This window comes from Bradyrhizobium sp. USDA 336 (assembly GCF_044908355.1).
In the GTDB taxonomy this organism is placed as follows: Bacteria; Pseudomonadota; Alphaproteobacteria; order Rhizobiales; family Xanthobacteraceae; genus Bradyrhizobium; species Bradyrhizobium yuanmingense.
The window spans coordinates 36,235-50,918 of sequence record NZ_JBIYDC010000002.1; the positions used below are offsets into that span (position 1 = coordinate 36,235).

At 62.4% G+C, this 14,684-nt stretch carries 14 protein-coding genes; 11 read left to right on the plus strand and 3 right to left on the minus strand.

Features of this window, described 5'->3' with window-relative positions:
- Nucleotides 1-241: 241 nt before the first annotated feature.
- Nucleotides 242-3,127, plus strand: coding sequence for an ATP-binding protein (locus ABIA45_RS00880; protein WP_404650885.1), 2,886 nt, complete (start codon nt 242-244; stop codon nt 3,125-3,127).
- Nucleotides 3,128-3,135: 8 nt separating this feature from the next.
- On the opposite strand, the gene ABIA45_RS00885 is transcribed toward ABIA45_RS00880, so the two are convergent.
- From ABIA45_RS00885 to ABIA45_RS00895, 3 genes are all read right to left on the minus strand, one after another.
- Entirely contained in the window at nt 3,136-3,852 is a 717-nt protein-coding gene (locus ABIA45_RS00885) for a hypothetical protein (RefSeq protein WP_275511542.1), read from the minus strand.
- Nucleotides 3,853-3,867: 15 nt separating this feature from the next.
- Nucleotides 3,868-4,131: a hypothetical protein gene (locus ABIA45_RS00890; RefSeq protein ID WP_404539145.1), complete on the minus strand. Its 264-nt coding sequence runs from the start codon at nt 4,129-4,131 to the stop codon at nt 3,868-3,870.
- Nucleotides 4,132-4,202: 71 nt separating this feature from the next.
- Nucleotides 4,203-5,051, minus strand: a complete 849-nt coding sequence (locus ABIA45_RS00895; protein ID WP_275511541.1) for an enoyl-CoA hydratase/isomerase family protein — start codon at nt 5,049-5,051, stop codon at nt 4,203-4,205.
- A gap of 321 nt (nt 5,052-5,372) precedes the next feature.
- Between ABIA45_RS00895 and ABIA45_RS00900 the strand changes: the two genes are divergently transcribed.
- The 10 genes from ABIA45_RS00900 (at nt 5,373) to ABIA45_RS00945 (ending at nt 14,684) form a co-directional block, all read left to right on the plus strand.
- Nucleotides 5,373-6,407, plus strand: coding sequence for an alpha/beta fold hydrolase (locus ABIA45_RS00900; RefSeq protein WP_275511540.1), 1,035 nt, complete (start codon nt 5,373-5,375; stop codon nt 6,405-6,407).
- Between the two features lie 40 nt (nt 6,408-6,447).
- Nucleotides 6,448-7,113, plus strand: a complete 666-nt coding sequence (locus tag ABIA45_RS00905; protein ID WP_404650886.1) for a VOC family protein — start codon at nt 6,448-6,450, stop codon at nt 7,111-7,113.
- A gap of 70 nt (nt 7,114-7,183) precedes the next feature.
- On the plus strand, nt 7,184-7,774 hold the full coding sequence (locus tag ABIA45_RS00910) for an NADPH-dependent FMN reductase (RefSeq protein ID WP_404650887.1): 591 nt from the start codon (nt 7,184-7,186) through the stop codon (nt 7,772-7,774).
- A gap of 201 nt (nt 7,775-7,975) precedes the next feature.
- On the plus strand, nt 7,976-9,262 hold the full coding sequence (gene otnK, locus ABIA45_RS00915) for a 3-oxo-tetronate kinase (RefSeq protein WP_404650888.1): 1,287 nt from the start codon (nt 7,976-7,978) through the stop codon (nt 9,260-9,262).
- Entirely contained in the window at nt 9,259-9,906 is a 648-nt protein-coding gene (locus ABIA45_RS00920) for a class II aldolase/adducin family protein (protein WP_404650889.1), read from the plus strand. The genes otnK and ABIA45_RS00920 overlap by 4 nt, the downstream gene beginning before the upstream one ends.
- 13 nt (nt 9,907-9,919) lie before the next feature.
- Nucleotides 9,920-10,708, plus strand: a complete 789-nt coding sequence (locus ABIA45_RS00925) for a shikimate dehydrogenase family protein (RefSeq protein ID WP_404650890.1) — start codon at nt 9,920-9,922, stop codon at nt 10,706-10,708.
- A 98-nt stretch (nt 10,709-10,806) separates the two neighbouring features.
- Nucleotides 10,807-11,916, plus strand: coding sequence for an ABC transporter ATP-binding protein (locus tag ABIA45_RS00930; protein WP_275511678.1), 1,110 nt, complete (start codon nt 10,807-10,809; stop codon nt 11,914-11,916).
- Nucleotides 11,913-12,791: an ABC transporter permease gene (locus tag ABIA45_RS00935; protein ID WP_404650891.1), complete on the plus strand. Its 879-nt coding sequence runs from the start codon at nt 11,913-11,915 to the stop codon at nt 12,789-12,791. The genes ABIA45_RS00930 and ABIA45_RS00935 overlap by 4 nt, the downstream gene beginning before the upstream one ends.
- A complete protein-coding gene (locus ABIA45_RS00940; RefSeq protein ID WP_128263207.1) occupies nt 12,788-13,594 on the plus strand; it encodes an ABC transporter permease in 807 nt (268 codons plus the stop codon). Before ABIA45_RS00935 ends, ABIA45_RS00940 begins: the two co-directional genes overlap by 4 nt.
- A gap of 22 nt (nt 13,595-13,616) precedes the next feature.
- On the plus strand, nt 13,617-14,684 hold the full coding sequence (locus ABIA45_RS00945) for an ABC transporter substrate-binding protein (RefSeq protein WP_271544018.1): 1,068 nt from the start codon (nt 13,617-13,619) through the stop codon (nt 14,682-14,684).

Here is a 14,684-nt window from a genome sequence, read left to right on the forward strand (position 1 = left end):
GTGGTGAGTGTGACAATTTGGCCGGATCAGCGGTACTGGAAGTGCCGCTCCCTCCGTTGCACTCACTTGCACCTCACAACGTGCAGCTTCTTCTTGAGCTGCAAAACCTCCGATAACGATGTTGTCCGCACACAGATCGCCGGGCTTTCGGTGGTTTTCCCCGAAAGAAAAGGGAAGCTTGATGGGGGCAGACGCGGTACAGTGAATTCCGCAAACCAGCAATCGACAAGGGTGAGCGCAAGTGACCGGGCTTGACACAACGAGCGGTTCTCGCGCCAATCTCGTGAGGGCTCCGCACGACGCAGGCATCGCCTCCTTCGGACCGTTCTCCCTTCACGACAAGACGCGGCTGCTTGAGAAGGACGGGGTGCCCGTCAAGCTGGGCAGCCGCGCGCTGGATATCCTGCTGCTGTTGGTCAGCCGGGCTGGCGATATCGTGTCGAAGAATGAGCTGCTGGCCCACGCGTGGCCGGGCCTTGCCGTCGAAGAGATTAGTTTGCGAGTGCATATCGCCGAGCTTCGCAAGGCGCTCGGTGACGGCAAGGAGGGGGCGCGCTATATCACCAATGTACCGAGCCGCGGCTATTGCTTCGTCGCACCGGTGCAGCGCATCGCAGACGCATTTCCGGTGGTTTCACCTCCTGAGCAGGCGCCGAGCGCCCCTGAGGCGTCTGTGCCAGTCCTGCCTCCCCGCCTGGAGCGGATGATTGGGAGGGATGACGTTGTGCGGGAAGTGGCGCAGCGTTTGCTAGCCGAACGCTTCATCACGCTCAGGGGCCCTGGTGGCATCGGCAAGACCACCGTTGCGATCGCGCTGGCCCACGAACTCTCGGCCCGATTCGAAGGTCAGGTTCGCTTTCTCGATTTCAGCATGGTGAAGGATGCGGCGCTTGTCGCCGGCACGGTGGCCTGGGCCCTTGGGCTCGTGGTGCACCATTCTGATCCAACGGAAAACATAGTCGGTCACCTGCGCAACCGGCGCCTGCTGCTGGTACTCGACAGTTGCGAGCATGTCGTCGAGGCGATTGCGGCGCTGGCGGAGCGCATCCACCAGCAGGCGCCTGGTGTCAGCATTCTCGTCACCAGCCGCGAGTCGCTGCTTGTAGAAGGCGAGCAGATCTTCGAGCTCGCCCCGCTCGAGGGGCCGCCGCAGGGGGCGAGGCTGAGCGCACGCGAGATGCTGGCCTACCCGGCTGCGCGCCTGTTCACGGAGCGGGCGGCCGCGGCGGGTCATCGCAAGGAAATCGCCGACGAAGATGCCGAGATTGTCGCGGAGATTTGTAGCAAGCTCGATGGCATTGCGCTGGCGATCGAACTCGCCGCCGTGCGGGTCGGCACGCATGGATTGCGCGAGATAGTGACGCTGCTCGACGGCCGGCTAAAGCTGGAGTGGCGCGGCCGGCGGACGGCGCCTCCGCGCCATCAAACCCTCGGTGCAACGCTGGACTGGAGCTATGGTCTGATCAGCGAGAGCGAGCGTATCGTTCTGCGTCGCCTTGCCATCTTCGCCGCTCCTTTCACCTTGCAGGGAGCAACTATGGTCGCAGGCGAGGAGGGCGACCCGGTCGAGCGTATAGTGGAGTCGTTGGAGCAACTCGTTGCCAAGTCGCTGATTTCGGTGCGGCCTGACGCCCCCGTCACGCGCTATCGGCTGCTTGACACCACCAGGGCCTATGCCACGCAAAAGCTCGCTGACAGCGGTGAAGCGACGAGCATCGCGCGCCGGCATGCCCGCTATATCCAGCACGCGCTCGAAACGACGGCGACGGATTCAGGCGCTGGCAACCAAGCCTCGAGTTCGCGAGCTCGGACGCTGCTGTTTTCCGATGCGCGTGCCGCGCTGCAATGGGCTTTCGCCAATGATGATGGCGCTGGACTGCGCGTTCCGCTCGCCGGCGCCTGCGCCAGGCTGTTCGTCGAGCTCAACCTGCTGGACGAAGGGCGCCTATGGTCGAGCCGCGCGCTCTCGATGCTCGATGATTCGACCCGCGGCAGTGCGTGGGAACTGGAGCTTCAGGCAACGCTCGGACACGCTTTCATGTTTACCGAGCGCAACAGCGATCAGGCTGAACTGGCGCTGCGCCGCGGCCTCGAAATTGCCGAGGCGCTGGGTGACCGCCCCAACAAGTTTCGTCTGCTGGCGCGTTTGAATATGTTCTATCGGCGCACTGGTGATTTCCGCGAACTGCTTCCCACTGCTTTCGAGGCGGAACGTGTTGCGCGTGAGATCGGCGACAAGGCCGGTCTTGTCGGAGCCAAAGCACTAGTCGGCGTTTCCTATCACCTGATAGGCGATCAGAGAACTGCGCAACTGCATCTCGACGAGGGCCTTTCGGATGCCGGTGCGCTCCGCGGGGCTCAACCCGGTCATTTCGCCTACGCGAGAATGCCACAGGTACCGCTCGCGCGCGTGCTATGGCTGCTTGGGTTCCCCGATCGGGCGGTCGAATGCGTTCACTCTATCATTAAGGCAGCGCCACAGGACGCGGTGATGCATTGCATCGCTTTGTGCTGGTCTGCATCACTCTATGGTTGGATCGGGGATTGGTCTTCAGTCGAGCAGATGGCCGGACGTATTTCGACTCATGCCGCGAGCCACGCACTGGCGCCATATCAGGCCGTAGCCACCGGTTTTCGAGCGCAGACAATGATCGCGCGCGGTGAGCGCAAAGCAGGAATCGAATTGCTGCAAAACGTGCTGGCACGTTTGCATGCGGATCGTTACGAACTGTATGCATCTGCCTTCATCTCCGAGCTTTCACAGGGATTGGCAGAGTTGGGTCAATTGGCGGAGGGGCTGCGCATCCTGCATGAGGCAATCGCCCGCATCGAGCCGGCCGGAGCGGCTTTCGACGCACCGGAGCTTCTGCGCCTGCGCGGTGAACTCGAGGCGCGCGGCGGTGACACGAACGCGGCAGAGGCAAGCTTGGTGGCCTCGATCGCACTGGCAGAGAAGCAGGGCGCGCTGTCGTGGCGGCTGCGAACGGAAACATCGCTGGCCCGCCTTCGACGCAAGCAGCGCAAGGCGAAGCCGCTGGACGGACTGACCGAGACCTACGCCCGCTTCACGGAAGGGTTCGAAACAGCCGATCTAAAGGCTGCACGCGAACTGCTGGGCGAGGCGTAGCCGCTGCGTCAGCCAAAGCGGAAGTCGGAGAGGTCGATCGACACCATCAGCGTATCGAGCATCGGCTTCAGGCCATCCGCGCGCAGATAAGCCCTGCGTCGGGTCGGAATCCAGATGCCGTCCACGTTCACGTGGTCGGATACGTACTGCGCCGCCGGGAAGCTGCCCGCGATATCGACGTGGTAGTCGTGCCGGCGGATGAGCATGTCCTCGCCGAAATAGAAGTCCTGCTCAGAGCTATGGCTCGCGATCTCCGCGGGAAAGGTGGCCCTCAAGCCGCGCCAAGTTTCCGCTCCGTCGCGCCAGGGCTCGATTTCCTCGACCTTGAAACCGTCCATGGCGAGCAGGAACGGTGTGGTGAGGTAAGTCCAGAGCGCGTATCCGTTGAAGTAGGCGCGATGCAGCGGGTCCCAACTCGTTCGCAGATCGTGCCGCGCAAACGAAGCGCGGGGATCGGATCGTTCGGCGACGATGCTGCCATCCTCGGCAAGAATGGCGATGCGATCGGATGTGAAGGCGGTATGTCTGCCTTTTCCAAACGGCGCGACCGATGCCCATTGCCGATGCAACTCGACCTGCATGGTCCGCGCGACCGGATCCTGCGGGACGCCCTTGAGGGCCCAAAGGTCGCCGCCGCTGACGATGGTCGCGGTGAGCGTGTAGTGAGATTTCCAGCGGTTCAGGCCTCCATGGGCCTCGATCGCGTCTTTCAATAACGGAAGCATTCTTCGTCTCCCAGCTCAAATATTTGCTTCTGCGCCAGCATCAGCATTGCCGATCAGCTTCGATCGTCGTGACCTGTGTTGCCGCTGCTGTCGAACGGCTTGACGCATGACCGCGTGGCGGCCCGTCAATTTGAACCGTGCGGGCGGCGAACAGCGCCGCACCGTATCCGAATTGGAGCTGGCCTTGCCGAGAACATCTCGCAGCACCCCGAGTAACGGCGTGCCGCCATCGGCATCGGCGCTGCGTGCAGTTTCGCCAACTTGGATGGTGAAGGTCATGAGGCGATCTCCTGAGAATTGCCAGATGAAGCGCACATCGCGCGCTTACATCTTCGACTGTGGCGTAGGCTTTAGCTGCCGAGCTGACCGACGTAGTGTCCTAGGCGATTCTCGACATCGCCCGGCCGATGAAAGCCGCGTGCCATCAGCGTTTTGATCCTGGCCTGAGCGGCAGGACGTCCGAGCGAGGCAACAAAAGCGTCCCACTCCGGCGCAATGTCCGAATCCGCAGGCAAGCTTGCCGCATCGACCAAGCGTTTGGTGTCAACGATGGCCTGCTTGTCAAAAGATGCGATCCGCATGGCTAGCGCATCGACGAAGGTGTCGAGCTCCGCATCCGCAAGCGATCGATTGACGTATCCATACCGCTCGGCGAGCTCGCCGCAAATATCGTCGGCGCTGAGAAGAATCTCCAGCGCGCGTCCGCGCCCGACCAGGCGAGGCAACCGCGCCATCGGCCCACCACCGGGTACGAGGCCGGCACCAACTTCCCATTGCGAAAGAATGGCCCTTTCGCGGCTCGCGAAGCGCATGTCGCTCGCTAACGCGAGTTCGCTGCCGACGCCCGTCGCCCGCCCGCGGATCGAGGCGATCGAGACGACCGGCGCGCGACTGAGCCGTACCAGCATATCGGGAAGAGCTTGCAGCCCGGTCGGTCCGGGCGGGATACTCGTCGAGTCCTCAAGGGGCGCGAGGAAGTCGTAGTGCGTCAGGAAGAAGCCTTCGACAGCGCTGTCGAATACAACGACCTTCACCTTCTCATCGGTTTCTAAGGCCGCAATGATTTCATCAAGCTGTGGGATGCTTTCCGGACCGAAAATATTCAGCGGCGGATGGTTGAACGTGACTCGCCAATAAGAGGGCAGGCGTTGCTCGAGCCGGACACGTGGCGCGGCAGATGTCTTCTCTAGGTGGGTCATAATGCACTCCTTGGTTGCTCACCGACCTTCCCCCATGAACTCTCAGAACGCTCGTTAGGCGTTGTTAAACGGTGTTGGACGTTGCGGTAGACGACAAAACCTTCGTCCATTCATGCGCTTAGGCTGGGCCCTGGCTTTAGAACCCGCACGGACCGCGATACCGATCCCCGGGGCAATCAATTCCTCCCGGCTCTGACCGGCCGAATCGCGCTGACAACGTCTAACAACGCTTAACGAGCCAACGTGCCGGACCCGGTGCATACCGCTTTCACACGAGGCCGATGTCTTTCGAAAGACGACGCCTCAACGGGAGCAAAGACCATGCACAAGGACGTCAACCAGACTCGCCGCGCGTTCATCGGTGCCGCTGCTGCGCTCGCAACCGGCATTGGCTTAACCGGCCCCGCAGCCGCGCACCTGAGCCAAGTCGCCGAAGCTGCAGATGCAACGAGTGCGTCCCTTGGGCATCTGAAGCAGATCAACGCCGGCATTCTGAACGTAGGATATACCGACAACGGCCCAGAAGGCGGGCCAGCGGTCCTGCTGCTGCACGGATGGCCCTACGACATCGACAGCTTTGCCGAGGTCGTGCCGCTCCTGACCGCCCAGGGCTATCGCGTAATCGTGCCGTATCTGCGCGGCTACGGGACGACCCGCTTTCTTTCCGCTGCAAGCGCCCGCAACGCCCAGCCTTCGGCGCTTGCAGCGGACATGATCGCGCTGATGGATGCGCTGAAGATCGAGAAGGCAGTCGTGGCCGGCTTCGACTGGGGCGCGCGCACCGCCAACATCATGGCAGCGCTCTGGCCAGAGCGCGTCAGCGCAATGGTCTCCGTCAGCGGCTACCTGATCGGCAACCAGCAGGCCGGCAAAGTGCCGCTGCCGCCGAAGGCCGAGCTTGAGTGGTGGTACCAATTCTATTTCGCCACGGAGCGCGGCCGCATCGGCTACGGCAAGCACCGCCGCGAGTTCGCGAAGCTGATCTGGAAGCTTGCATCGCCGAAATGGGAGTTCGACGATGCTACCTTCGAGCGCAGCGCGAAGGCCTTCGACAATCCCGATCACGTCGCGATCGTGATCCACAATTATCGGTGGCGGCTTGGATTGGTCGACGGCGAAGAGGCCTATGACGAACTCGAGGCGCAGCTCGCGCTGGCGCCGACCATAGCTGTGCCGACTATCACCATGGAAGGCGACGCCAACGGCGCGCCGCATCCCCAACCCGCCGTCTACGCCAAGAAGTTCACCGGCATGTACGGGCACAGGCACATCACCGGCGGCATCGGACACAATCTTCCCCAGGAAGCGCCGAACGCTTTCGCACAGGCCATTCTCGACGTCGCCGCGCAGGTGTGATCGCGGCGTCCGTATTCACCACACACACCAGGAGAGAACCATGACAGTAGCAGTTAATCCCGCCGAGGTCCGTTCGACGGACATGAAGTTCGAGCTAGCCGTCATCCCGGTCTCGGACGTAGCGCGCGCCAAGGAATTCTACGCGAACCTTGGCTGGCGTTTTGACGCCGAGTTCACCAACGGTAGCGACTTCCACATTGTCCAGTTCACGCCCCCGGGCTCCGGCACCTCGGTGATCTTCGGCAAGAATGTCACGCCGGCCAAGCCGGGCTCTGCCCAGGGCCTGTACCTGATCGTGTCCGACATCGAGGCTGCCCGGAAGGAGCTGCTTGCGCGCGGTGTCAAGGTCAGCGAGGTCTTTCACGGCGGCGATGGCGTCCACACCGGCACCGATGAGCCTTATCTGTTCGGGAGCGTCCGGATCAGTGGCCCGGATCCGCAGCGCCGCACCTATCAATCGTTCGCGTCATTCAGCGATCCGGACGGCAATGGCTGGGTGCTGCAGGAAGTCACCAGCCGTCTGCCGGGCCGAGTCGAAGGTGATACGAACTTCGCGTCGGTATCTGACCTCGCAGCGACGCTTCGCCGCGCGGCGACCGCTCACGGCGAGCATGAGAAGCTCACCGGCGAGCACGACGTGAATTGGCCGGATTGGTACGCGGAATACATCGTCAACGAGCAGGCGGGCAAGCCGCTGCCGGAGTAACCATCATCAGCTGCGGCCCGCCGCTCGCCAGCGGACCGCAGCTTCAGAAGTCAGCTGCGGAGTAATGCCCATGAGCAATCGAATCCTCGTCTTCTACGGCTCCTATCGTTCCGACCGGATGGGTATCCGGCTTGCAGAGTACGTTGTCGACCAGCTGCGCCGCCGAGGTGACGACGCCGAGCTGATCGACGCCAAGGCGATCAACCTCCCGATTCTCGACCGCATGTACAAGGAATACCCGAAGAGCCAGGCGCCCGCGACGCTCGAGCAACTCGCACGGAAGATCAAGGCGGCGGACGGGTTCATCTTCGTCACCGGCGAATACAACTGGGGCGTTCAACCCGGATTGAAGAACCTCACCGACCACTTCCTGGAGGAGTGGTTCTGGCGGCCTGCTGCGATCGTCAGCTATTCGGCCGGGCGTCTGGCCGGAGCGCGCGCCGCCACCGCCTGGCACGGCACATTGTCCGAAATGGGCATGGTGGTGATCTCGAGCACGATCGCCGTCGGGCCGATCGGTCAGACCCTCTCGGCCGACGGCCAGCCGACCGGTGAGGGCGGCAAGGCGCTCGAGCAGTCCTTTCCCCGCTTTGCCGACGATCTGATGTGGTGGGTGGAGGCCGGCAAGGCACAGCGACAGCGCAAGGCGCCACCGTACTGAATGCGACGTAGGGAGATGATCGCGCCACGGCTATCAAAACGACTCGTCTGACCGGAACTAGTCCGAACACCCGAACACGCCGTCGAGGTACAGTACCGCATCGTCAATGTCGGATATGTCTCCAGCGGCGGGCGGTATTGCACATATTTGATATATCATGTATCAGAATTCGCAGATATCTGCTTGAGATCTGCGAGACGCATGACGAAGCTCATCTTCGGGGTGGTGGCGGACGATCTGACGGGCGGCATGGAAACGGCCGCCATGCTGGTCGCTGCCGGAATCGAATGCGGATTTGTCACCGACCCCGATCTCGTCGGCAGCTGCGGCGATGTGCCGGCTATCGTGGTCGCGCAGAAGACGCGGGTGATCCCCGCGAACAAAGCCGTCGGTATGACCGCGAAGGCGACACGGGCGCTGCTCGCGCGGGACGTCAGGCAAATCTTCTTCAAATATTGTGCGACGTTCGATTCCACCGACCAGGGAAATATCGGTCCGGTCTCCGACCTGCTGATGCAGCTAACCAGCGCCGAATACACCGCCTTTTGCCCGGCTTCTCCCGCGCTTCGAAGGACCGTCTATAACGGTCATCTGTTTCTCGGGACCGAGCTGATCTCGGACTCGCCGAAACGCAATGACCCGCTGACACCCATGACCGATCCCGATCTCGTGCGGGTTCTGCAGCGCCAGACGCGGGCCAAGGTTGGCCTTCTGGCGCATTCGCAGGTCGACGCCGGCGCGGACTTGGCCGGACGCGTGATCGCGGAAGCGGCGGCTCGGGGTATCCGCTACTTCATTGCAGATGCGATCTACGATCGGGATCTCAATACGCTTGCCACGCTCACTTGCGATTGGAAGCTGATGACGGGCAACGCGACGATCGTGCAGCACTACCCGGACATCTGGAAGGCGCGCGGGCTCGTCGCCGCCGACAGGAGGCCGCCCAGTCTGCGCGCGGTTGGCGGCGGCGGCGTGGTCCTCGCCGGGAGTTGCGCTGAGCGGACGTTGGAGCAACTTGCTGAATTCGAGAAGAGCCATCCCTTGCTTCGCATCAATCTTCTGAACGCTGAAGATGTGGCGGCGACGGTTGGCGATGCGCTCGACTGGGCGCGGCCGCGGCTGGGCCGCGGTCCCGTTGGCTTCGCCACCTCGGGCGCTCCGGAGGCCGTTAAAATGGCTCAGCAGCGGTACGGCCGAGAAGGCGCGGCGGAACTCGCCGAAACCATTCTTGGTCGGCTTGCTGTCTCTCTTCGCGGTGTCGGCGTGCGGCGCTTCGTCGTGGCCGGTGGCGAAACGTCTGGTTCGATCGTCGAACAGCTCGGCATTCGGCGTTTGCGGGTCGGTCCCTATGGCGGGCCCGGCATCGGCACTGCGGTGACCGAAGACGAGGATCCGGTGGCCCTCTGCCTGAAGTCCGGCAAGCTGGGCCCTGTCGACCTGTTCGCGACGACGCTCGAAGCGATGTTGAATCCGGAGGCGGTGAATTGAACGAACGCGAACTTAGGCAATCCGTGCTGGAGACTGTAGCGCGCCTGGAAGCCAAGGGCTTCAATCACGGCAGCAGCGGAAATGTCAGCGCTCGCATCGGAGAAGACATTCTCATTACACCGACGGGCGGCAATAGCCGCAATACGACGATCGACGGTCTCGTCCGTTTGAAGCGCGATGGAACGGTGGTTGGAGACGGCTTGCCCTCGAGTGAATGGCACATGCATCTGGCGATCCTCAACGCCTATCCGCATGTCAACGCGGTCGTGCACAGCCATGCCGACTGCTGCGTCGCGCTGTCCTGCCTCGCAAGGCCGATTCCAGCATTCCACTACATGGTCGCCAGTTTTGGTGGAAATGATGTGCCTTGTGCACCCTACGCCACATTCGGCACCAGGACTCTCGCCGAGGGCTCCGTCGCCGCGCTGAAACAGCGCAAGGCCTGTCTGCTCGCGAACCACGGGATGATTGCCGTGGGCAAAGGGCTGCAGGCGGCGTTCGACCTTACCGTGAAGCTCGAAACCCTTGCCCGCCAGTATCTGCTCGCCTGTCAGGCCGGCGAACCCGCGATCCTTGCCGATGACGAAATGGCGCGGGTGGTCGAGCGCTACGGCAGTTACGGCCGCGCCGATTTGCCGGCCTGAGAAGGACAGCTTCATGGAGATCACCGGCAGGACCAAGATCATGTTCGTGCTCGCCGACCCGATCGATCATGTGCGGGCGAGTGCGGTGATGAATGCCTATTTCGGATCGATCGGCGACGACCTGGCGGTGTCGCCGATCCACGTCCTGCCCGGCGATCTCGGCCACGTCGTTGCAAGCATCAGGCTGATGCGCAACGTCTTCGGCTTCGGCGTCACGATCCCGCACAAGACCTGCGTGACCGAGCATCTGGATGACATGACGGAGGCGGCTCGGCGCATCGGCGCGGTCAACTTCGTCAAGCGAACGGCCGAAGGAAGTCTCGTTGGCGACAATCTGGATGCGAGGGGATTCATCGTCAGCCTCGCTCAGCATGACGTCGCGGTTCGGGATCGGAAGGTGCTCCAGGTCGGTGCTGGTGGCGCGGGATGTGCAACTGCATTCGGCTTGGCGGAGGCCGGCGCCCGCGAACTCATGATCATGAACCGGGATGAGGAGAAAGCTCGCGCGCTTGCGGCCGCCGTCGCTGCGCATTATCCCGCGACGAAGGTCAGCGCCGGTCGTGCGGAGGCACGCGCATTCGATCTCATCGTCAATACGACGTCGCTCGGCATGAAACCGGACGACCCGCTTCCGCTGGATATCGAAGGCGTCGGTCCCGACGCCACCGTCAGCGACATCATCGTCAATCCTGCCGTCACGCGGCTTCTCGCAAGGGCGGCTGCGCAGGGCGCAAAGGTCATCGGCGGAAAGCCGATGCTCGATGCGCAGATGGCCCTTGTCGCCGGGTTCATCGCGCGATAGCCTGATATATCAAATATTATATCGAGGCCGGCGGCTTTGGATTGGGTGCAAGGGTCGCCCGCATCGAGGCAGACAGAAGGAAGCGAGGCTCCGTGGATATTGCATCGGCCAGACAATCGGCGTCGGGCGCATCGATCCGCATCAGTGGCTTGGAGAAGCGCTTCGGTGCCGTATCCGCCGTCGATGGCGTCGATATCGATATTGCTGCCGGTGAGTTTGTCGCCCTGCTCGGACCAAGCGGCTCCGGAAAGACTACGATCCTGATGAGCGTCGCAGGATTTGAATTCCCGACCAGCGGCACCATTCACGTCGATTCCGAAGACCTGACCTATGTTCCTTCGAACAGACGCAATCTGGGAATGGTGTTCCAGAATTACACGCTGTTCCCGCACATGTCGATTCTCGACAATGTTGCCTTTCCCCTGAAGATGCGCGGTCTCCGGACGGCTGAACGTCACGCGCGCGCCGAAGCCGCGCTCGCGACCGTGCGGCTGGCAGGCTATGGCTACCGTCGCCCGAATGAGCTTTCAGGCGGCCAGCAGCAACGCGTGGCGCTCGCGCGTGCCATCGTCTATCAGCCGCGCGTCCTGCTGATGGATGAGCCGCTCAGTGCGCTCGACAAGAATCTGCGCGAAGACATGCAGCTCGAGATCAAGCGATTGCACGCCGAGCTCGGCATCACCGTCATCTTCGTCACCCACGACCAAAGCGAGGCGCTAACCATGGCCGACCGGATCGCCGTCCTGAGGGACGGCAAGATCCAGCAGATCGGGCCGGCGCGCCAGCTCTACGAAAGGCCCGCGAATCTCTTTACTGCCGGCTTCATCGGTGAGATGAATTTCGTCGACGTCGCCGTCCAAAGCGTCGGCGACGACATCTCCGTGGCTCTTCCATGGGGTGAAACATGGCGTCTGCCGGCCACGGCGGCCGTTGAGCCGGTTGCAGCCGGCGAGGCCGCGGTGCTGGCCGTGAGGCCTGAGCGGCTGCAGTTCGGCGCCGGCTCCAGCGGGCAAGTCATCGCTGTGACGTTGAGCGACATCGTCTATGCCGGGGCGGCGCTGCTGCTGATCGGACGTCTGCCTGACGGCACCGAGATGCGGGCGCGAATCCCCGGCGCCTCGCAGCTCAGCTCTTTGACCCCAGGCGACGTTGCGTCCTTCGCGATCCCTCCGGAGGCGATGCTGCTCTACCGGGGAGAGCGGCAATGATGGAGGCGCGGCGATCGCATTTCTGGCGTTCCGATGGCCGTCGGCTGAGTGGCCTGTCGACGTTGTTGCTGCTGCTGCCATTTTTCGCCCTCGTCGCCTTCGTCTTCGTCTATCCGATCCTGCAGCTCCTGGTGATCAGCATTCTCGAGCCGCATCCGACCTTGGAGAATTACGCGCGCGTCGTCGAAAACCCGGTTCACATGCGCGTCCTGATGCGCACGCTCTGGACCGCGACGCTGGTGACCGCCTTGTCCGTGGTCCTCGGCTTCCCGGTGGCCTACTACATGAGCCGGGCAAAGGGAACGGTCGCCGCCCTTGTCGCGGTCTGTGTCATCCTGCCGCTCTGGTCGAGCGTCCTGGTACGCACCGCCGCCTGGTCATTCCTGTTCCAGCGCAACGGGCTGATCAATTCGGCGTTGATGTCTCTCGGTCTGACGTCACAGCCGTTCAAGCTGCTTTATACCCAGAGCGCCGTGGTCATCGCCATGACCCACGTGCTTCTGCCGTTCATGATCCTGCCGATCTACGGCGCACTACGCAGCATTCCGAGCGACTATGCGCGTGCGGCCGCCGTGCTCGGCGCAACGCGCCTGCGGACCTTTCTGGAGGTCATCCTTCCCTTGAGTCTGCCGGGCGTCGTTTCCGGTTCGCTGCTCGTGTTCCTCACGGCAATCGGCTTCTTCATCACGCCCGCCCTGCTCGGTTCGCCGCAGGAGATGATGATCTCGACGCTCGTCTCAAAGCAGATCCGTGAGGTCCTCGATTGGCCCTTCGCTGCAGCGTTGGTCGGGGTACTGACCGTATTCGTGACGTTGCTTGCGGTCATCTTCAGCAAGACGCTTCGCTTCGACCGGCTGATGGGGAATGCCTCATGAAGCCGCCGACCGACCGCGGATCACTCGCGCTGGCGGCCTATGTCTATGCCGTGCTGGCCTTCATCATCGTGCCGTTGGTCATCGTCATCCCAATGTCGTTCAGCCAGAACGACTATCTGGCATTTCCGCCGTCCGGCTTCACGCTGAAATGGTACTCGGAATATTTTGACAGCAGGCAATGGCGTGCCGCCACCTGGCTCAGCGTGCAGGTGGCCTTGCTGACCGCTCTTTTCGCGTCGGTCATCGGCACAGCCGCGACCTATGCAATGATCCGCGGCCGCAGCCGGTTGGTCACCGCTTTCCAGATCCTGCTGATCGGGCCGATCATTGTGCCGCATATCGCACTCGCCGTCGGCCTTTATCTGTTTTTTCAGACGATCGGACTCTCCGGCACGATTCCGGGCTTCGTACTCGCGCATACGGTGCTCACCTTGCCCTTCGTCGTTTTCACGATGGCCGCCGCCTTGGGAAAGGTCGATGCCAATCTGGAGGCGGCCGCCATGAGCTGCGGCGCGACACGCTTTCAAGCCTTCCGCCTGGTCACGCTGCCGCTCGTCCTGCCGAATCTCGTCAGCAGTGCGCTGTTCGCCTTCATCATCTCCTTCGACGAGCCGGTGGTATCGTTCTTTCTGTCCGGTGTGCGACAGAAGACGCTGCCGCGTCGAATGTTCGAGGATATCGAGCAGAACCTGACGCCGGTGATTCCCGCGATCGCGACGCTGCTGATCGTCTTGTCCATTTTGATTCTGCTGGGGGCCCAGGTCCTCCGATCCCGCAGCGTTACCCGGATAGCGAGCCAGTGAGAAGCCAGAGAGGAGATCGTCGATGCTGAAAACAGGTTGGATGTGGAACTCGGCAGCTGTCGTGCTTGCCTCGGTTCTTTCCGGAGCGTTGCCGGCTGCCGCTGAAAAACTGGAAGACCAGTTGGTGATTGCAACGACCGGTGGCCTGATGGGCAACACCCTCGCAAAATATTTCTACGATCCCTTCCAAAAGGCCAAGAATGTCGAAATCGTCCCGGTCGCAATCGAGGTGCCCGATCAGTGGGCGCGCGCCAAGGCGATGCAGCGAACCGGCAAGGTGGAGTTCGACATCGTCACGGCAACAGGTCCCGACCTGGTCGGACGCACCGATATGCTCGAGAAGATCGATTGTGCGAAACTGCCCAACGTTCAGAAGTTCGGCGTCTCCGACGCCTGTCAGCCCTACGGCGTCGCCCGCACGACCGGCGGCATGCTGATCACCTACAATACCGAAACGTTCAAGAACAAAGCGCCCAAGACCTGGGCGGACTTCTGGGACGTCAAGCAGTTTCCCGGGCCGCGAGGGCTCCCCGACACCGGCGACAGCGATTGGTGGGTGCCGGTAGCCGCGCTGCTCGCCGACGGCGTCAAGCCGGAGCAGCTTTTCCCGCTGGACATCAATCGCGCCTACAAGAAGCTGGACGAGATCCGTCCCAATGTCGCGGTGTGGTGGAAGACCGGCGACCAGGTGCAGCAGATCATGCGCAGCCGCGAGGTCGTCATGGCCATGAGCTATTCGGGCCGCGCGCTCGCCGTGGTGAAGGAGGGCGTACCGGTTGCCATGTCCTGGGACCAAGCCATTCGCGACACCGGTTACATGGCTGTTCTCAAGGGTGCGCCCGACCTCAAAGCCGCCATGGCCTATCTCGACTTCTTCTATGCGAGCTCCGATGCGCATGTGCCGTTCATGCGCGCTGTCAACTATGCGACGGCCAGCAAGTCGGCCATCGAGTTGTTGAAGCCGGAGGAGCGCAATCTCTACGCGACTTCTCCGGAGAACTACGAAAAGCTGGTCAAGCCCGATTTCGCCTGGATCGGCGAGCATCGTAACGAACTGCGCGAGCGGTGGATGGCCTGGCTGACTCGCTAA

Bases quoted from the DNA above. Each gene is read 5' to 3' on its own strand.
- ABIA45_RS00885 (WP_275511542.1), bottom strand. From the start codon at position 3,852: ATGCTTCCGTTATTGAAAGACGCGATCGAGGCCCATGGAGGCCTGAAC.
- ABIA45_RS00890 (WP_404539145.1), bottom strand. From the start codon at position 4,131: ATGACCTTCACCATCCAAGTTGGCGAAACTGCACGCAGCGCCGATGCC.
- ABIA45_RS00895 (WP_275511541.1), bottom strand. From the start codon at position 5,051: ATGACCCACCTAGAGAAGACATCTGCCGCGCCACGTGTCCGGCTCGAG.
- ABIA45_RS00900 (WP_275511540.1), top strand. From the start codon at position 5,373: ATGCACAAGGACGTCAACCAGACTCGCCGCGCGTTCATCGGTGCCGCT.
- ABIA45_RS00905 (WP_404650886.1), top strand. From the start codon at position 6,448: ATGACAGTAGCAGTTAATCCCGCCGAGGTCCGTTCGACGGACATGAAG.
- ABIA45_RS00910 (WP_404650887.1), top strand. From the start codon at position 7,184: ATGAGCAATCGAATCCTCGTCTTCTACGGCTCCTATCGTTCCGACCGG.
- otnK (WP_404650888.1), top strand. From the start codon at position 7,976: ATGACGAAGCTCATCTTCGGGGTGGTGGCGGACGATCTGACGGGCGGC.
- ABIA45_RS00925 (WP_404650890.1), top strand. From the start codon at position 9,920: ATGGAGATCACCGGCAGGACCAAGATCATGTTCGTGCTCGCCGACCCG.
- ABIA45_RS00935 (WP_404650891.1), top strand. From the start codon at position 11,913: ATGATGGAGGCGCGGCGATCGCATTTCTGGCGTTCCGATGGCCGTCGG.
- ABIA45_RS00940 (WP_128263207.1), top strand. From the start codon at position 12,788: ATGAAGCCGCCGACCGACCGCGGATCACTCGCGCTGGCGGCCTATGTC.
- ABIA45_RS00945 (WP_271544018.1), top strand. From the start codon at position 13,617: ATGCTGAAAACAGGTTGGATGTGGAACTCGGCAGCTGTCGTGCTTGCC.